This window comes from Bacteroides cutis, from assembly GCF_900241005.1.
GTDB classification, from domain to species: domain Bacteria; phylum Bacteroidota; class Bacteroidia; order Bacteroidales; family Bacteroidaceae; genus Bacteroides; species Bacteroides cutis.
In genome coordinates, this window is sequence record NZ_OEST01000008.1 from 44,004 (window position 1) to 63,875 (window position 19,872).

The 19,872-nt window shown below is 43.7% G+C and carries 15 protein-coding genes; 11 read left to right on the forward strand and 4 right to left on the reverse strand.

What is annotated here, in order from left to right; translation table 11 throughout:
- The first annotated feature begins 136 nt into the window (after positions 1 to 136).
- The 10 genes from C1A09_RS14720 to C1A09_RS14765 all read left to right on the forward strand — a co-directional run bounded on the left by C1A09_RS14720 (position 137) and on the right by C1A09_RS14765 (position 11,331).
- Positions 137 to 2,344 carry an anaerobic ribonucleoside triphosphate reductase gene (locus tag C1A09_RS14720; RefSeq protein ID WP_101545671.1) on the forward strand — a complete coding sequence of 736 codons (2,208 nt, stop codon included), beginning with the start codon at positions 137 to 139 and terminating at the stop codon, positions 2,342 to 2,344.
- An 11-nt stretch (positions 2,345 to 2,355) separates the two neighbouring features.
- Entirely contained in the window at positions 2,356 to 2,856 is a 501-nt protein-coding gene (gene nrdG, locus C1A09_RS14725; protein ID WP_101545675.1) for an anaerobic ribonucleoside-triphosphate reductase activating protein, read from the forward strand.
- Between the two features lie 126 nt (positions 2,857 to 2,982).
- Complete coding sequence (gene bioA / locus C1A09_RS14730; protein ID WP_101545678.1) at positions 2,983 to 5,436, forward strand: adenosylmethionine--8-amino-7-oxononanoate transaminase; 2,454 nt, start codon at positions 2,983 to 2,985, stop codon at positions 5,434 to 5,436.
- Positions 5,437 to 5,438: 2 nt separating this feature from the next.
- Entirely contained in the window at positions 5,439 to 6,602 is a 1,164-nt protein-coding gene (locus tag C1A09_RS14735; protein ID WP_101545682.1) for an 8-amino-7-oxononanoate synthase, read from the forward strand.
- Between the two features lie 39 nt (positions 6,603 to 6,641).
- Positions 6,642 to 7,412: a pimeloyl-ACP methyl esterase BioG family protein gene (locus C1A09_RS14740; RefSeq protein WP_101545685.1), complete on the forward strand. Its 771-nt coding sequence runs from the start codon at positions 6,642 to 6,644 to the stop codon at positions 7,410 to 7,412.
- Between the two features lie 13 nt (positions 7,413 to 7,425).
- Entirely contained in the window at positions 7,426 to 8,241 is an 816-nt protein-coding gene (gene bioC, locus C1A09_RS14745) for a malonyl-ACP O-methyltransferase BioC (RefSeq protein ID WP_101545689.1), read from the forward strand.
- A complete protein-coding gene (gene bioD / locus C1A09_RS14750) occupies positions 8,238 to 8,882 on the forward strand; it encodes a dethiobiotin synthase (RefSeq protein WP_101545691.1) in 645 nt (214 codons plus the stop codon). The genes bioC and bioD overlap by 4 nt, the downstream gene beginning before the upstream one ends.
- Positions 8,883 to 8,960: 78 nt before the next feature.
- Entirely contained in the window at positions 8,961 to 9,299 is a 339-nt protein-coding gene (locus C1A09_RS14755; RefSeq protein WP_101545694.1) for a hypothetical protein, read from the forward strand.
- A 28-nt stretch (positions 9,300 to 9,327) separates the two neighbouring features.
- Complete coding sequence (locus tag C1A09_RS14760; RefSeq protein ID WP_101545697.1) at positions 9,328 to 10,053, forward strand: type II restriction enzyme NmeDI-related protein; 726 nt, start codon at positions 9,328 to 9,330, stop codon at positions 10,051 to 10,053.
- A gap of 105 nt (positions 10,054 to 10,158) precedes the next feature.
- Positions 10,159 to 11,331 carry a glycosyltransferase gene (locus C1A09_RS14765; protein ID WP_101545701.1) on the forward strand — a complete coding sequence of 391 codons (1,173 nt, stop codon included), beginning with the start codon at positions 10,159 to 10,161 and terminating at the stop codon, positions 11,329 to 11,331.
- A 139-nt stretch (positions 11,332 to 11,470) separates the two neighbouring features.
- Here C1A09_RS14765 and C1A09_RS14770 read toward each other — a convergent pair whose 3' ends face one another.
- A complete protein-coding gene (locus tag C1A09_RS14770; protein WP_101545917.1) occupies positions 11,471 to 12,715 on the reverse strand; it encodes an ABC transporter permease in 1,245 nt (414 codons plus the stop codon).
- 5 nt (positions 12,716 to 12,720) lie between these two features.
- On the reverse strand, positions 12,721 to 13,920 hold the full coding sequence (locus C1A09_RS14775) for a pyridoxal phosphate-dependent aminotransferase (RefSeq protein ID WP_101545704.1): 1,200 nt from the start codon (positions 13,918 to 13,920) through the stop codon (positions 12,721 to 12,723).
- Between the two features lie 225 nt (positions 13,921 to 14,145).
- Between C1A09_RS14775 and C1A09_RS14780 the strand changes: the two genes are divergently transcribed.
- A complete protein-coding gene (locus C1A09_RS14780) occupies positions 14,146 to 15,381 on the forward strand; it encodes a fucose isomerase (RefSeq protein ID WP_101545708.1) in 1,236 nt (411 codons plus the stop codon).
- 10 nt (positions 15,382 to 15,391) lie between these two features.
- Here the strand turns inward: C1A09_RS14780 and C1A09_RS14785 are convergent, their stop codons facing one another.
- Both C1A09_RS14785 and C1A09_RS14790 read right to left on the reverse strand, forming a co-directional pair.
- Complete coding sequence (locus C1A09_RS14785; RefSeq protein ID WP_101545711.1) at positions 15,392 to 17,998, reverse strand: sensor histidine kinase; 2,607 nt, start codon at positions 17,996 to 17,998, stop codon at positions 15,392 to 15,394.
- A gap of 281 nt (positions 17,999 to 18,279) precedes the next feature.
- Positions 18,280 to 19,833, reverse strand: coding sequence for a sulfatase-like hydrolase/transferase (locus tag C1A09_RS14790; protein ID WP_101545714.1), 1,554 nt, complete (start codon positions 19,831 to 19,833; stop codon positions 18,280 to 18,282).
- Positions 19,834 to 19,872: the final 39 nt, after the last annotated feature.

Sequence of the window (19,872 nt, forward strand, 5' to 3'; positions counted from 1 at the left end):
CAAATACACTTGGTTATCAACATATTAACCATTTTTAATCACACAAAAGTTTTCCAAAAAGAAAATCATATAGAGAACTATTATATCTTTGTCCACTCAATTAAGTAAAACAATAAAATCTAAAAAAGCAACGGTAATGATACAAACGGTAATCAAGCGTGACGGACGTATTGTCGGTTTCAATGAAGAAAAAATAGTGACTGCCATTCGTAAAGCCATGCTCCATACGGACAAAGGAGAAGATTTGCAGTTAATTCATCAGATCACCGATCACATCTCTTTCAGAGGAGAGCCGCAGATGACGGTAGAAGCTATTCAGGATATGGTAGAAGTAGAACTGATGAAAAGCAGCCGCAAGGATGTCGCACAGAAATACATCGCTTACCGCAATCAACGCAGCATCGCCCGCAAGGCTAAGACACGTGATATCTTTCTGGAAATCATCAATATCAAGTCCAATGATATCACTCGTGAAAATGCCAACATGAACGCAGATACTCCTGCGGGGATGATGATGAAATTTGCCAGTGAAACCACCAAACCGTTTGTAGACGATTACCTGTTGAGTGATGATGTTCTGGATGCCGTCAGCCAAAACTACCTGCACATCCACGACAAAGATTATTATCCCACGAAGAGCTTGACCTGTGTACAGCATCCGTTAGATCGTATCCTTAACTACGGTTTCTCTGCCGGACATGGAGAGTCGCGTCCTGCCAAACGCATCGAAACCGCCAGTATCTTAGGTTGCATCTCATTGGAAACGGCTCAGAACGAAATGCATGGCGGACAGGCTATTCCCGCTTTTGACTTCTATCTGGCTCCGTACGTCCGTAAAAGTTATATTGAAGAAATCAAAAACCTGGAGGAATTGTATGGCAAGGATTACTCCCACCTTTATCAGAAGGAGTTGACGGACTATCTGCCACAACCCTTGGACGGACTGTCTGATGAGAAACGTATCGTCCAACATGCCGTCAACAAGACTGTAGCCCGTGTACATCAGTCTATGGAAGCATTTATCCATAACATGAACACGATACATTCCCGTGGAGGTAACCAAGTGGTATTCAGCTCCATCAACTATGGTACAGACACCTCTGCCGAAGGACGCTGTATCATCCGCGAATTGCTGAAAAGTACTTATCAAGGAGTGGGAAACGGAGAAACAGCCATCTTCCCCATCCAAATCTGGAAGAAAAAACGAGGAGTAAGTTATCTGCCCGAAGACCGTAATTACGATCTCTATCAGCTTGCCTGCAAAGTAACCGCCCGCCGTTTCTTCCCCAACTTTCTGAACCTTGATGCTACTTTCAACCAAAGTGAGGAGTGGAAAGCTGATGATCCCAAACGCTACGAACACGAAGTAGCCACAATGGGATGCCGTACACGTGTTTTTGAAAACCGTTTCGGACCGAAAACCTCCATCGGACGTGGAAATATTTCATTCTCCACAATTAATATCGTCCGCCTTGCCATCGAATGTATGGATATAGAGAATAAAGAACAACGCATCGCCCGCTTCTTCTCCAAGTTGGACTCCATGCTCGAGATTACGGCACGCCAGTTGCACGAACGTATGGAATTCCAGAAGACTGCATTCGCCAAACAGTTCCCCTTGCTGATGTCTGCCCTATGGATAGGTAGCGAAAAGCTGAAACCGAACGATAGCATTGCCCCGGTTATCAATCAAGGTACATTGGGTATCGGTTTTATCGGTTTGGCCGAGTGTCTGGTTGCACTACTTGGAAAACACCATGGCGAATCGACAGAGGCTCAGGAGCTGGGAGTCAAAATCGTGACCTACATGCGCGACCGCAGCAATCAGTTCTCCGACCAATACCAGCATAATTATAGCATATTGGCCACTCCGGCCGAAGGGTTATCGGGCAAATTTACCCGGATAGACCGTAAAAAGTTCGGTATCCTTCCGGGTATCACAGACCGTGATTATTACACCAACTCCAACCATGTACCTGTATATTACAAATGCAGTGCCCGTCATAAAGCTGAAGTGGAAGCTCCCTACCATGAACTGACGCGCGGCGGGCATATATTTTATGTAGAGATGGATGGAGATGCCACGCACAACCCGGAAGTCATTATGCGTGTGGTAGATATGATGGATCGTTATAATATCGGTTATGGCTCTGTCAATCACAACCGTAACCGTTGCCTGGACTGCGGATACGAAAATTCTACTGCCAATCTGGAAGAATGTCCGAAATGCGGAAGCAGACATATCGACAAGTTACAACGTATCACTGGCTATCTGGTAGGTACTACCGATCGTTGGAACCAAGCCAAGCTTGCGGAGTTAAACGACCGTATCACTCATCATTAATCGTTGAAAAAATGATTTCTATTCTCGACATATTAGAAGATACTACTGTAGACGGTCCCGGTTTCCGTACCGCTATTTATGCAGCCGGATGTCCTAACGGATGTCCCGGCTGCCACAACCCCGAATCATGGGACATCCATCGCGGATACTGGATGAGTACGGACGAGATCCTGAAAAAAGTACTTGCCGACAATTTTGCGGATGTGACCTTCAGCGGCGGTGATCCGATGTTCCAGCCGGAAGGTTTTACAGAGTTGGCATCGGCCATCAAAATCAAAAGCCGGAAAAACATATGGTGTTATACGGGATATACCTTTGAAAATCTGTTACGTAACCCTCGGCAAGCAAAGTTACTGGAATATATCGATGTGCTGGTAGACGGCAAATTCAGAAAAGAGCTACGCGATGAGAGCCTTTACTTCCGTGGCAGCAGTAACCAACGGTTGATTGACGTACAAGCGTCACTGAAAGCAAACAAAACCGTGAACTACAACTACAATCCGGGAATTTAACGGCTTAGTTTCCCGGCAAGTCTTTCTTGTGAATTTTGAATTAACTTCTATAGACGGCATCCCATCAGAATATTTTTCCTACATTTGTGCCACGAAAAGAATTTATAACGAAGGATTCTGAACACCATGCATAAAAAACAAGCCAATAAGAAGACGATACGCTTCCGCCGCTGGAGCCGGAAAACTTATGCCGCATTTGCCAGCATAGGCCGCCAAGTCACGATTGGCTACCTGCGGAAAAATGTAGCAGACAGTTCGCTGCGTAAGCAAAATTCGGTTCAGACTCTCCCCTATTATATCCAAATTATGACTACAAATGAATTAAAAGCCCAGATATTGTCAGGCATAGACATATCGCCCGACCAAGCAGTCTGGCTGGCCAATATGGCCGATCGTGAAGCGCTGTACGCCGCCGCACACGAAATTACCGTTGTATGCGCGCCGCGCGAATTCGACATGTGTTCCATCATCAATGCAAAATCAGGACGATGCCCCGAAAATTGTAAATGGTGCGCACAATCTGCCCACTACCACACGAAAGCCGAAATCTACAACCTGCTGCCCGCTGAAGAATGCCTGAAACAGGCACAATACAATGAACAACAAGATGTCAACCGTTTCTCCCTCGTAACCAGCGGACGCAAACCTTCATCCCAACAAATTGAACAACTTTGCGATACGGTGCGCCACATGCGCCGCCACTCGTCTATCCAGCTGTGTGCTTCACTGGGCCTGTTGGATGAGGACGAGTTAAGGGTTCTGCACGAAGCCGGCATTACACGATATCATTGTAACCTGGAGACAGCACCTTCTTATTTCCCTACTTTATGCAGTACCCACACACAGGAAGAAAAACTACACACGCTCCAGGCTGCCCGCAATGCAGGTATGGATATTTGTAGCGGTGGTATCATCGGTATGGGAGAGACGATGGAACAACGTATCGAATTTGCCTTCACCTTGAAAAAATTGGGAGTGCAATCCATTCCTATCAATTTACTCAGTCCTATCCCCGGCACACCGCTCGAAAATCAGCAACCGCTAACAGAAGAAGAAGTACTGACTACCATCGCCCTTTTCCGCTTTATCAATCCTACAGCCTATCTTCGTTTTGCGGGAGGACGTTCCCAACTCAGTAAAGAAGCGGTAAAGAAATCTCTTTATATCGGAATTAATTCTGCCATCGTAGGCGATTTGTTGACCACTCTCGGCTCAAAGGTTTCGGAAGACAAAAAGCTGGTTGAAGAAGCGGGATATCAGTTCAACGGTTCGCAATTCGACCGGGAACATTTGTGGCATCCTTACACATCGACCACCAATCCACTGCCCGTATATAAAGTGAAGCATGCCGAAGGGGCAACAATTACCATTGAAACGCCGCAAGCCCCGAACGGCAAGCAAACACTTATCGAAGGTATGTCGTCATGGTGGTGTGCCGTACATGGATACAACAATCCGGCATTAAACAAAGCGGCAGAGGAACAACTCGGAAAAATGTCGCACGTAATGTTTGGCGGACTAACCCACGATCCGGCGATAGAACTCGGTAAGTTACTGTTGCCTTTGGTTCCTCCTTCCATGCAAAAAATATTCTATGCGGATTCGGGATCGGTAGCGGTGGAAGTAGCTCTGAAAATGGCGGTACAGTATTGGGTTGCGAAAAGCCAAGCCACCCCATCGCAAAGCGAGTTGAAGCAGAAGACCAATTTTGTGACCATACGCAGTGGTTACCACGGAGATACTTGGAATGCCATGTCCGTATGTGATCCAGTGACAGGTATGCACTCCCTGTTTGGTTCGGCATTACCCGTCCGGTATTTCGTACCGCAACCTCGTTCGCGATATGACGGGGAATGGGATCCGCGAGATATCGTTCCATTGAAAGAAACGATAGAACAACACTCCGGAGAGTTGGCGGCACTTATACTGGAACCCATTGTACAAGGAGCAGGAGGTATGTGGTTCTATCATCCTCAATACTTGCGTGAAGCGGCAGAGTTGTGCCGCAAACATGGTTTATTACTCATCTTTGACGAAATAGCAACCGGATTCGGACGTACAGGGAAACTGTTTGCCTGGGAACATGCGGGGACAGAACCGGACATCATGTGTATTGGTAAAGCACTGACGGGAGGATATATGACACTGTCTGCGGTACTGGCAACAAATGAAGTGGCCGATGCCATTTCTAACCATGCTCCGGGAGCATTTATGCACGGCCCTACTTTCATGGGAAATCCATTGGCATGTGCCGTGGCATGTGCTTCAGTGAAATTACTGACATCCGGTGAATATAACTGGAAAGAAAAAGTATCACGTATCGAAGCACAACTGAAAGAAGAGCTGGAACCTGCCCGTCATCTGCCACAAGTAGCGGACGTACGGATATTAGGAGCTATCGGGGTTATTGAAACCAAAGAACCGGTGAATATGGCATGGATGCAACGCCGGTTCGTGGAAGAAGGAATCTGGGTACGTCCATTCGGGAAATTGGTGTATCTGATGCCACCGTTCATTATTGAGCCGGAACAACTGAGCAAGTTGACGAAAGGACTGATTAAGATCGTAAAGGAGATGTAACCATGCACACAACAGACTTTATGCAGCAAGAACTGCAACAGTTAAAAGAGCATAGCAATCTGCGCCGTCTGCCAGAAATGATACACGACGGACGAAACGTAATCGTAGACGGAAAACGGATGCTTAATTTATCGTCCAACGACTATTTAGGTTTGGCTGCCGACCGTGTATTGAGAGAGGAATTCCTGAACACACTGACTTCTGATACATTTATGCCGACTTCCTCTTCTTCCCGGTTGTTGACCGGCAATTTCTCCATCTACGAAGAACTGGAAACAGAACTTGCCCGGCTGTTTGGAACGGAAACAGCCCTGATATTCAATAGCGGTTATCATGCCAATACCGGTATTCTGCCGGCAGTAAGCAATGCACAGACCCTGATACTTGCAGATAAGCTGGTACATGCCAGCCTGATTGACGGTATACGGCTTTCTGCGGCAAAATGTATCCGTTACCGTCATAACGACTTGGAGCAACTTGCCCGGTTACTGAAAGAACATCACGCATCCTATATCCGGATTATTATCGTCACCGAAAGTATATTCAGCATGGATGGCGACCAGACCGATTTAAACGCTCTGGTACGATTGAAACAGACTTATGACAACGTGTTGCTCTATATAGACGAAGCGCATGCTTTCGGAGTACGGGGCAAGCTCGGATTGGGGTGTGCCGAAGAAACCGGATGCATTGGCGATATTGATTTCCTGGTCGGTACTTTCGGAAAGGCAGCCGCATCGTCAGGAGCGTATATCGTATGCCGTCTTCTGCTTGAAAAAAAAAACATCAACCGGATGCGTACCCTTATCTTTACCACCGCCCTTCCTCCGTTGAACATTGCCTGGACATTATTTATGATACGAAAAATGGCAAGCATGCAGAAACGGAGAGAACATTTAGCCCACATCAGCCAAATTTTGCGGGACGCCTTGATCGCACAAGGATACGAATGTCCCAGCGTAAGCCACATCGTACCAATGATTGTAGGATCGAGCAAAGACACCATCCTGCGTGCAGAATACCTGCAACGCCACGGGTTCTATGCCCTGCCCGTCCGTCCGCCTACGGTACCGGAAGGTACATCACGTATCCGTTTTTCGCTGACAGCAGAGATAAAAGAAGAAGAAATGGAGCAACTGAGAAACTGCTTAAATGAGAGTTTTTAAACATATATCAAATAATAACTTAATTAATTCAGAAAGAAAATGAAACAAATTTACGTTATAAACGAGAACCAACCCAAGTTACTCCTGTTCTTTGCCGGATGGGCAGCCGATGAAACCCCTTTCAAGCAATATCGGCCTAAAGGTATGGACTACATGGTTTGCTACGACTACCGCACACTCGATTTCGACCTGTCTATCTTCGATCGCTACCGGCAAGTAAACGTAGTGGCATGGTCCATGGGAGTATGGGCAGGTTCGCTCATACTCAGCCAAATACCCGGAGACAAGATAACCAGCATATCCTTCAATGGAAGTACTCATCCCATAGACGATCAGGAAGGCATTCCCCTGGCAACCTATCAAGCTACCCTCGATGGGCTTACTCCCGCCTCACTCCAGAAATTCATGCACCGCATGTGTCAAGACAGTAACGCCTACAAGGCATTGATGGAAATAACTCCCCGACGGAACTTCGAAGAAATCAAAGATGAGCTGAAGCGCATCAAGGAACAATATTTTGAAATGTGTGGAGACTATTCCGATAAAAGCATTGACGATAAAGTTATAGATGACATGATTGAAAAATATATAGACAAGTATGAATACAACTACGACTATGCCCTCATAGGTAAAAACGACCGGATTATCCCCCCCGAAAATCAGGAAATCAATCATGAGGAAGCAGCCAACCTTATCATAACGGATTGTGCACACTATGACGAACCCATGTTCCGTTTTTTGCTACAAGACGCATGGGAAATGCCCATTGATGACTTCCTGTGGCACCTGAAGAGAATGTGTATCCAATGAAACGTTGAAAATGATGATTTGTAACACTACCATCCAAACCATCGATAAAGCACTCATTGCCGAACGGTTTGCCAAAGCACGTAACACGTATGGCAGCAAGGCGCGTGTACAGCAATTGGTAGCGGAAAAAATGCTACACCTATTGATGGAGCATACCTGTACACCCGCCGCAGTGCGAAACATCTCCTGTAACGCATCCCCTTTTCAACATATCGTTGAATTCGGATGCGGCACAGGTTATTACTCTCGCTTGCTGCTGCATTCCCTACAGCCGGACACATTGTTGCTCAACGACTTATGTAGCGAGATGGAAGAATGTGTCAAAGAACTATGTACCTCACCTGCCGTACATTTTTGTGCCGGCGATGCAGAGTTGATGAGCTTTCCACAAGAAACGGACTTAATAACATCCTGTTCGACCTTGCAATGGTTCTCCAATCCGGAAGACTTCTTCGTCCGATGCCATCATTTCCTTACCGACAGTGGAATACTTGCTTTCAGTACTTTTGGAAAAGAGAATATGCAAGAGATACGTAACCTCACAGGAAATGGCCTTGATTATCTGTCGCTCGGAGAGTTGAAAACATTATTATCTTCCCGTTACGACATCCTTCATGCTGAAGAAGAAATCGTCACTCTACCTTTTGCCACCCCACTCCTGGCATTACAACACCTAAAACAGACCGGAGTAACAGGTACGGAAAAGAAAATATGGACCCGAGGTCGCCTACAAACCTTTTGTAATGATTACGTAAGGTTATTCAGTAACGTTAATCATGATGTTGTACTAACTTATCATCCCATTTATATTATTGCAAAGAAAAGATGAGACCAAACATTTATTTCGTCAGTGGCATCGATACCGATGCCGGAAAAAGTTATTGTACCGCTTGGTTGGCCCGTGAACTGGCACAAAACGGTAAGAGTGTCATTACTCAGAAATTTATCCAAACAGGTAATACCGGCCATTCCGAAGACATAGACTTGCATCGGCGCATCACAGGAACAGGTTATCTGCCTGAAGACGAAGAAGGACTGACTATGCCGGAAATCTTCTCATATCCCTGTTCACCTCATCTTGCCTCACGCATCGACCGGCGTCCCATTGATTTCGGCAAGATAGAACGTGCCACGCAAGAACTTGCACGCCGCTATGACATTGTACTTGTTGAAGGCGCAGGAGGGCTGATGGTCCCTTTAACGGAAGAATATCTGACTATCGATTATATTGCCGAAAAGAAATGCCCGTTGATATTCGTAACTTCCGGCAAGTTGGGCAGCATCAATCATACGCTGTTGAGTTTCGAAGCAATCAAGAACCGGGGCATCACGCTGGATACCGTTCTCTATAATCTTTATCCAACCGTGGAAGATAAAACAATCCAGGAAGATACGATGCAATATATCAAGAACTATCTAACGAGACATTTCCCTGAAACAAAATTTGAGGTGGTACCAGAATTAACATAAACAAAGAGAATATAAATTTTTACTTTTTTTTACAAAAACCGTATATTTGCCTGAATTAAGAATAAAAAGCCCCCCAACATGAATAAAATAGATAATGAAAAAACTATTCGTGCCATTGTCAGTGCATATATAGAGGCTTATATTTCAGGATTTACCTACAATAATATTCTGAAAACAGGAACCACCAACTTTTTATATAGTGAATATACTACCTATAATCTTTTAAAGAAAATAGCTATTAGTCTCACTACCTTTTTCCACATGAAAGATCCAAATTTCAAGAGAAAAAATTACAAAGAATTAATAAACTCTATCACTCTAAATGAACTTTATACCAATACTGAATTATGGAATTCAATATGTAAATCAAAAAATGGTTATAGTATTGTAATGAATGAATACAATCAATATAAATAATTAGATAATTATTAAAGATTTCATCGTTATGACGAAAGTTGAAGCTATAGAAAAACTCATGATAGACAATGGTGGAACTTCTACTTTGTCTTTTATCTATAATAATATCGAAAAATATTATCCTACAGCAAAAAGATCCAAAGATTGGGAGGCAGGCATCAGAGGTGTTTTATATAGAGAAATAAATAAAAAACAAAGGTTTAAAAAAATCGGATTAAGCATTTATGCACTAAAAGATTATGTAGAAGAACAAAAGCCGCAACCCCAAGAGACAATAAGAATGCATTCATATATTGAAGGGATTTGTTTAGAAATAGGAAATTTCAAGAAATTCAAAACATATACAGCAGATCCCTCTGCTATTTATAGGGATAACCTAAGTTTAAATAACTTTGCTTCACTACATAGCCTCCCTCCATTTTCCTACAATGAGATTATTCAAGAGGTTAAACGAATAGATGTTATATGGTTTAATGAAAAAGGGCTTGCATTTCCTCAAAAAGTTTTTGAAATAGTAGATAGTATCAATACTTTGGATGGTGCATTTAATAGAAGTATGCAACTTCACTGTTTCAATACAGAGTTTTATATTGTAGCTCCAGAGAAACATCGAAACAAATTCATAAAAACAATAACTTTAGAACGATATAACGAAAATATAAACCGTTTCAAATTTATCAACTACGAAGAAATAATCTCTTTGTACGAAAGTATATCTAATGCCAATAAGATAGAAAATAAGATATTTAAGTAATATCAATTTAGAACAATGATAAGTTTATAAAATAAAAACAGGAATTAATAACGTACTCTATAATGGAATTCTTTAAATTTGCACCACAAAAACGTCAAGTGATTCATGGAAGCATTTATATTCGATACAACAGAAAAGGTATTGCTCGCACTAACGGGTATCCTTTTTTTTGTTCAGCTCCTCTATTATTTTTGTCTTTATAACCGTATTTATCTGCACAACCGTGCCGTGAAACGGAACAATGTGCATTTCTCACAAGACCCCCCCCCCGTTTCAGTCATTATTTGCGCACGTGAGGAGTCCGAAAACCTGCGTCGTAACCTGATTGCCGTATTGGAGCAGGATTATCCACAATTCGAGGTCATTGTCATTAATGATGGCGATACAGACGAAAGCGAAGACTACCTCACAATATTGGAAGAGAAATATCCACACTTGTATCACAGTTTTGTTCCTGATTCCTCCCGGTATATCAGCCGTAAAAAACTCGCTATCACACTGGGTGTCAAAGCCAGTAAATATGACTGGTTGGTGTTCACTGAAGCCAATTGTATGCCCCAAAGCAATCAATGGCTACGGTTGATGGCACGCAATTTCACCTCACGTACACAGGTCGTTTTGGGATATAGCGGTTACGACCGCAGCAAGGGATGGCTACACAAACGGGTAGCGTTCGATAATCTGTTCACTTCCATGCGTTACCTCGGTTTTGCCCTTGCCGGTAATCCTTATATGGGTATAGGACGTAACCTTGCCTATCGTAAAGAACTGTTTTATCAACAGAAAGGTTTTTCTGCCCACCTCAACCTGCAAAGGGGCGACGATGATTTGTTTATCAACCACATCGCTACCCCCGAAAACACACGGGTTGAAACTGATGTGAACGCCATTATGCGTACGCAGCCCGTACTCCGTGCCAAAGACTGGAGGGAGGAAAAGATCAGTTATACCTCCACCGCACGGTTGTATCATGGTGCACAACGCTGGTTGGCAGGTTTTGAAACTTTCAGTCGCCTGATATTCTATGGTTGCTGGGTAGCCGCACTCGTCATCGGAATACTGCACTTTCATTGGTTTGTAGCGGGTGTTGCCTTTCTTCTGTGGTTACTTCGTTTCACTACCCAAGCCATCATTATCAATAAAACGGCTAAAGAACTGGATGATAAACGCCGCTATTGCTTCACACTTCCTGTATTCGATCTCCTTCAACCTATGCAGTCCCTTCGCTGGAAACTGTATTGCCTGTTCAGAAAGAAGAGTGATTTCCTGAGAAAATAAGAGTAAATTCCGTTTCCATCAATAGGGAACGCTTGTTCCCATAAAGAGAAACGCTCGTTCCCTCAAAGAGAAACTGTAGTTCCCATTAAGGGGAACGCTCGTTTCCACGAGAGGAAACTGTAGTTTCCGTTAGGAGAAACTATTCATACCTCATGGAGTTGGCGGGATGTATGCGTGTGATAAGATAAGAAGGTCCCAGCAACATAAAAACGGAAGCAAGCAACGTACCCACATTCAGCAATAGGAATAGCCAGATGTTGAAAGATACCGGAACAGTATCCATATAATATGTCTCAGGATCGAGACGGAACAAGCTGAAACTTTTCTGGAGAAAATAGAAAGACAGTCCTATAACATTTCCCCACAACATACCCCTTCCGATGAGGAAGACAGCAAACCAAAGGAAGAGTTTACGAATGGTGAAATTATTGGCACCCAATGACTTCAAGACCCCTATCATGGAAGTACGTTCGATGATGATAATCAAAAGACCGGACACCATGGTAAAACCCGCCACACCAATCATCAAGATAAGGATCACCCAAATATTGACGTCCAGAATATCCAGCCAGGCAAATATCTGAGGATTGAGTTGCTCTATGTTGCGAACGGCATACTCTGCTCCATTGCGGTCAGGACGTTCGTTCACATCATCCGCTATCTCGTAGGTAGCGGCATTCAGTTCATCATAATCGTCAAGTTGCAACTCGATACCACTGACCTGATCTGGTTCCCACTTGTTAAGACGGTTTACAAGACAAAGGTCTGTAAGCAAAAAGAGGTTATCATATTCAGAAAAGTTCGTTTGATAAATACCAACAATCTTCAGACGGCGTGCACGCACATCATCTTGGATATAATAAGTGTCTATCTTGTCGCCCAGTTTCAACTTCATCTTATCGGCAATTGCCCTGGAGATTACAACACGATTGGTAGAAGCGGAGTCACTGAATTGCGGAAACTCTCCTTCCAATAAATGGCGACGGAAGAATGAAGTATCATACTCCGGGCCGATACCTTTCAATACCATGCCCTGAAAAGCATCGAAAGTCTTTATCATACCCGGTTTAGTGGAATAACGCTGAACATGCTTCACGCCAGGATAATCGGCAAGAGCAGCAAACATGCTGTCTTCCACGGCAATAGGGCGGGTTTCGTAAGAACGGGCGGCATCAGAGTTGGTGAGTTGGATGTGTGCGCCGAAACCTACGATTTTATCTCTTACCTCACTCTTGAAACCGATAATTACCGATACGGCAATAATCATCACCGCCAATCCGATAGCTACACCGATAGTGGCGATGAGTACGGCAGGACGGGATACTTGTTTTCCGACATCACTGTCGTGGTAAAGGCGGCGGGCAAGGAAGAGGGAGAGACTCATTTTCTTCATTCCGTCCGTCCCGGATACGCTTCCAATGCTTTTTGCAACACAAACAGCGCGCGGGTCAAGTCTTCCTTTTTCAGCACATATGCAATGCGAACTTCATTACGTCCGGAACCGGGAGTGGTATAGAAACCTGAAGCGGGAGCCATAAAGACAGTTTGTCCTTCGTATTCAAAATCGGAAAGACACCAAGCACAGAACTTATCCGAATCGTCGACAGGTAGTTTCGCTACAGTATAGAAAGCCCCCATCGGAATGGGAGAATAGACTCCCGGGATACGGTTCAGTCCATCAATCAGACATTTACGACGTTCTACATATTCATCATAGGTGTCACGCAAATACTCTTCACCAGCGTCAAGAGAAGCTTCAGCGGCAATCTGTCCAATCAACGGAGGACTGAGGCGTGCCTGGCAGAACTTCATAACCGCATCACGTATCTCTTTGTTTTTGGTTATCAAAGCACCGATACGGATGCCGCATTCGGAGTAGCGCTTGGATACAGAATCAATCAACACAACATTCTGCTCGATACCTTCGAGGTGACAAGCAGAAATATAAGGAGAACCTGTATAAATAAACTCACGATACACTTCGTCGGAGAAGAGAAAAAGGTCGTACTTCTTTACGAGGTCACGTATCTGGTTCATTTCACGGCGGGTATACAGATAACCTGTAGGATTGTTGGGATTACAAATCAGGATGGCACGGGTACGCTCATTGATCAGTTCTTCAAATTTCTCTACTTTAGGAAGCGAAAAACCTTCTTCGATAGTAGTGGCAATCGTACGGATTTTGGCTCCCGCTGAAATGGCAAATGCCATGTAATTGGCATACGCAGGTTCGGGAACAATAATCTCATCACCCGGATTCAGGCAAGCCATAAAAGAAAACAGTACGGCTTCCGACCCACCGGAAGTGATGATAATGTCATCAGCAGTGAGCTTGATATTGTACTTGTCATAATACCCTACCAACTTTTCGCGATAACTACGGTAACCGGCACTGGGACTATACTCCAACACTTTACGGTCAATGTTGCGAATTGCATCAATGGCGACTTGCGGTGTAGGTAAGTCTGGCTGTCCGATGTTAAGATGAAATACATGCGTACCCCGCTGTTTGGCTGCATCTGCCAGCGGAGCCAGCTTTCTGATAGGAGATGCGGGCATTTCTGTTCCGCGAATGGATATTGTCGGCATGAGATTATTTACGATTTACGATTGATATTACTATCAGTTTATTATTAAAGTTGCAAATGTAGTGATTTATTTGAAACCAAAGGGAAGCAAAGACATAAAAACTTTAAAAACCTTATCTATATTAAAAACACTATGCTATTTAAAAAGAAACTTGTACCTTTGAAAAACAAGCGAGCGAAGTGGCTTCAATCGTAATTTGTAAATTGTTAAATCGTAAATAGTACCATGGTCATAAACCTAATAACTTTTGCTTCACTACTACATAAACAAGCATCTGTTCGCAGTTCCCATGAAGTGATATTGACTGAATTGGAAAAATATTTCACAGTCAATTTTGTAGATTATCAAGATATCAGTAAACTAACTCCCAGTGATTTCAGCATTTTGTTCATTGCTACCGGCGGTGTAGAACGGTTGGTTATCCAACACTTTGAGTCTCTGCCTCGCCCCACCATCATATTGGCCGATGGCATGCAAAACTCACTTGCTGCAGCTCTTGAAATATCATCCTGGCTGCGTGGACGAGGTATGAGAAGTGAAATTCTGCACGGTGAGTTATCCGAAATCATCAAGCGTATATTTGTTCTTCACAGTAACTTCAAGGCTCAACGCAGTCTTTTCGGCGTACGTATCGGGGTGATAGGTACTCCCTCGAACTGGCTCATTGCAAGCAATGTTGACTATTTGCTCGCTAAACGACGCTGGGGAGTGGAATATACCGACATCGCATTGGAACGTGTCTATGAGTACTTTGAACAAATTACGGATGATGAAGTAGGTGAAGCCTGCGCCCATCTTGCAGGAAAAGCCTTGGCATGCCGTGAGGCTACTCCGGAGGATATGATAAAAGCGATGCGGCTTTATCGTGCCCTCAAAAGAATAGTAGAAGAAGAAAAACTGAGTGCGATTACTTTAAGTTGTTTCCGTCTGATAGGCCAAACGGGTACAACAGGATGTCTGGCGCTTGCATTGCTGAATGATGAAGGTATCATTGCCGGATGCGAGGGCGACCTCCAGTCTATCTTCACCATGTTGGCAACCAAGGTACTGACCGGAAAGTCCACTTTCATGGCAAACCCCTCCATGATTAATGCCCGTACCAACGAAATCATATTGGCGCATTGTACCATCGGTATCAAACAAACCGAACAGTTTATTATCCGTAATCATTTTGAAACGGAAAGCGGCATCGGCATTCAAGGTATCTTGCCCACCGGAGATGTTACCATCGTAAAATGTGGCGGAGAATGTCTGGATGAATATTACCTGACTTCGGGTACGTTGACTGAAAACACCAATTATATCAACATGTGCCGTACTCAGGTACGCATAAAATTAAGTAGTCCGGCCGACTATTTCCTGAAAAGTCCGTTAGGAAATCATCACATCCTATTACATGGTAACTATGTGCAGATGCTGGATGAATTCTTACAGTCGAACAGCTGCAAAAGAATAGAATAAGCATTGAATACTATTCGTTCGTATCGGGAACGCGTACTTCAAAGCGCGTTCCTTCACCCAATCGAGAAGTCACCTTTATAGTACCCCTCAGACGTTCTACAATTGTCTGGCAGATACTTAATCCCAAACCTGCACCCTGCGTAAAACTGTCCGCTTTATAGAAGCGCTCGAAAATACGTTGCTGGTCTTGCTCCGAAATACCTGCTCCGGTATCTTGTACAAAGATCGTAGTGTAACCGGGATCATGTATCTCGTAACCGAAAGTGATATTCCCCTTCACCGTGAACTTCTTGGCATTGTTTATCAGATTATTCACGACTTGCTTCAAACGTACGGAATCGGTTATCACGTATTTACCGGAATCTTCGGGAATTTCCATACACAACTCCACTCCTTGTGGCATACTCAAGCGTTGAGAATCATATACTTGCTGCATGATATATGTCAAGTTAAAGGAGGAGAACTGGAAGTCCATCGTACCGGACTCAATACGTGAAAGATCCAAAATATCATTGATCAATGCCAGCAACAAGGTACAGTTGGTATTAATGGTCTCTACAAATTGCTGTACCTCTTCGGGTGAGAAAGCATCAATATCTTTCAACAAATCAGAGAAACCGACAATCGCGTTCAGCGGTGTACGGATTTCATGGCTCATATTGGCAAGAAATGCAGACTTCAGCTTATCTGCCTGGAGTGCGCGGTCTCGGGCGGCTATCAAGGCTTCTTCCGTATCCTTATAACGCTGGATACTTTGGCACACACCCAAAACCATATAAGGAGTATCGGAGGTCATACCGTCATAGGCAGTACTACGGAACTCCCACCACTCATAGCCCCCATCCACATTTTGTAAACGGAAGTTCATACGGGAATTCAACTCATATCCGGCAATGATGGCATCGAAACGTTTACGGATGTTTATCAAATCATCGGGATGGATCAGGTCATCCAACTCTTCCCTGGAAACATAATCTTCCGTCGCACCCGAATAGTTAAACCGTTGCAGCAGTCCGCCAGGGAAATGGAAACAATTCATACGCATGTTATACTGCCACGGATAGATGGAACTTTCCTCAACGGCCATATTGAAGAAACGCCTCTGCATTTCTTCATCAGAAATATTGCGGCAGACAATCGCCATACCCGTCAACTTATCATTGGCAAAGATGGGTACCACTTCACCGGATATGGGGAAATAGGTTCTATTTACATTTTCCTGCATAAAAGTCTTTTCCGGAATAGACATCGGTTTCTTATCGGTACGAACCTGTTTCAGCAAATCATGCAGAATATTCTCTCCATCCCTGTATATCCTGAAAATGGAACCGGCTATTTGACCTTCATAATGACGCGCCGAATGCGTCTCGGGTGAAAGTCCCAGCATCACCATCAAAGCACGGTTTACGAAATGGATACGCAGGTCGGTGTCGTACGTAATCAATCCGTCACGGATGGAGCAGAAGATATTATCAAATTCATCCCTTTGTTCCACCAAACGATGCTGTATCAACAGCCGCGTCTGTGCATGTATACGCCGGCGTGATTCCCGGCGATTGGCACGGATCAGCCAAAGTACCAGTAGGACCAACGCCCCTACAATCAATGAATATAAAATAATAAAAAGCGCACGGTAACGTTCCATCAGTGGAATATTCAAGATAATGCCTTTTTTCTCTGCGATATCAGGGTCTACATTAAAAAAATCCAACTGTTTATAGTCATACAATAATTTTCCCTTCTGATCGCTCACACCGAAAGAAGCCGGAGATTTTCCCCTCAATATTTGCGCAGCCTGTACACCTGCGGCATACGCGTCTTCGGAGGGTTTAACATCGTAGACACATAAAACTCCATTCGTCATGGCCAGGTTTTGGCTGGCAAAGACGGGAGCTTTCAGTTTTAAAGAAAGGAAAGGTATCCATTTAGGAGAAATGACAAAATGTTTATAAGCATTATAGTCATAGCAGATGGAAGTAATAATGGAATTCAACGATTTAACCTGTACATTCAGTATCTTCAAACTATGCTCGGGATACTTGGATCTTAAACGTTCCCAAGACTCTTCCACAGCTTTTACACCTTTAAGACTCAAGAAGCTGCTGTCTGACAAACAAACTATTTCTTTACGATTACCAAACAAACGTATACCTTCTTCCATCAGTACATCAAAATCAGTTTCCGACGTATAACCGGAGACATTAGGCATTCTCTCCAACAATTCCTTATCAGGAAACTTAATACCGGAAACCACTACAGGTAACTGATAGGGTAAAGAATCGCCACAATGCATCAAAGTGAAGAAAGCCTCATCACCGGAAGTCACAATCAAATCGGTTTTTCGTTGACGAGCGCGCTCACAAATACGCCGCATGATGACACACTCGGAAGAAAAAGTCCAAAAGTCGGCATTCAAATATTCCGTAAAAATATTTGCATTCACTCCTCCTTTCTCCAATCCATTACGTAATCCCTCTATCAAAAGTCCATGCCACGGAGAATGACTGGTATATGATTGTATGAATAATACATTGTATGATTTTTCATTCGCTGAAAGTGTACCTGATGTCAAGCACAAAAGAACAAACGAGTATATTACGAACAGGTGTTTCCTCATATTTTTATTTTGGATTGTCGCGCAAATATTTCTTTAAATAACGCAAATATACAAGTTATATTGGGAAAATGCACCAATTCTGCAAAAAATATTTAATTACCATAAAAAGCTTGTCCAATAGAGTTTTTAGCCTCTCTCTTCTTGACATTTTTGGTATGGATAAGCATTAAAAAAACGGATTATCAGGGTAAAAAAACAAAAAAATGCGGTTTCTGCCTTATAATACGTTTCATTATCGAAACAACCCGTATTATCCTGCAAAAACCGCATTAAGAAAATAATTAATATCGTGTCACTTTATTCGTCGTAGACTTCAAATATTCAAAACGATTGATCATTTCGCCCATCAGCTTCGGATATTTATAAGCTACATTTTCTTGTTGCCCGATATCCTTCTTCAAATTATACAACTTATATCCATAGCCAAGGCCGATATATTCTCCATCTTCTTTACTATAAGGATTGTAGTAAGGAGGGATCAAAGCCCAGTCTCCTTGGCGGAATGCATAATTGAACATGCCTTCGATAACCAGCTCTTTGCGTCCCTGCTTACTTTTTCCCAAGAAAGCATCCATCGTATTCTCGCTGTCCAACTTTTCAGGATAAGTCTGTCCCAGTAAAGACGCGAAAGAAGCAAGCATATCCATCTGGCATACAAAAACATCGGATACTTGAGGTTTCACCGCTGCAGGCCAACGAAGCATGAAAGGAATACGTGTACCACCGTCAAACATGCTCGTTTTCCCTCCACGAAGAGGACCTGCTATCTTATGATCACCCACCAACTTCACTGCATCATCCTTATATCCGTCATCAAGTACCGGCCCATTATCACTGGTAAATATGACTATTGTATTTTCAGCCAGTCCCTGTTTGTCCAATTCCTTCAAAAACTCGGATACACACCAATCTGCTTCCAAAATAACGTCTCCACGCGGTCCCATCCCCGACTTACCGGCAAAACGTTCGTTCGGCACACGGGGTACGTGCGGCTGGTGCAATCCGTAATACAAGAAGAAAGGAGCATCTTTATGATCATCCACAAATTGCTTTGCCTTATTCAAGAACAATTCGGCCATTTCTTCATCTTTCCATTGCGCAGCCTTACCTCCTTTTTGAAAACCGATACGCGGCACACCGTTTACGATGGAACCGGCATGTCCCACACTCGGGTGCATCCGTAATAATTCAGGATTGTCTTTACCGGTAGGTTCTCCCGGAAAGTTTTTACGATAATCTACATACAGCGGATCACCGGGATCCAAACCAACAACACGCCCATTCTCCAAAAACACACATGGAACACGGTCATTAGTAGCCGCTTGAATAAATGAATAGTCATACCCTATCTCGGCAGCTCCGGGACAAACATCTTTATTCCAATCCACTTTACCGTCGCCCAGACCTATATGCCATTTTCCTACAGAACCGGTAGCATATCCGGCTTGTTTCATCAACTTGGGCAAAGTTATTTTCTTCGTATCGATAATCAAGGCAGCATTACCAGGAAGAATTTTCGCATCTACATTAGTCCAGGGATAAAGCCCTGTCATCACCGAATAGCGACTGGGGGTAGAAGTAGCCGCCGTACAGAAACCTTGTGTGAAACGGATACCTTCATTGGCTATACGATCCATACCCGGTGTAGAGATACGATGGGCGCCGTAACAACTCAAGTCACCGTATCCCAGATCGTCCGCCACAATCAGAATGATATTCGGCCGTGCCTGCCTGTCAGCTGCTTTTTTCTCCGGTTGCAACTGTCCGGCCAGCATAGTAGCAGGTAATGAAGAAAGACCTGCCAACGCACAAAATGCAAAATTAAAATCTCTCATATTTTATTTATTTAAAGTTAGACATAAGATTGCCTGTCC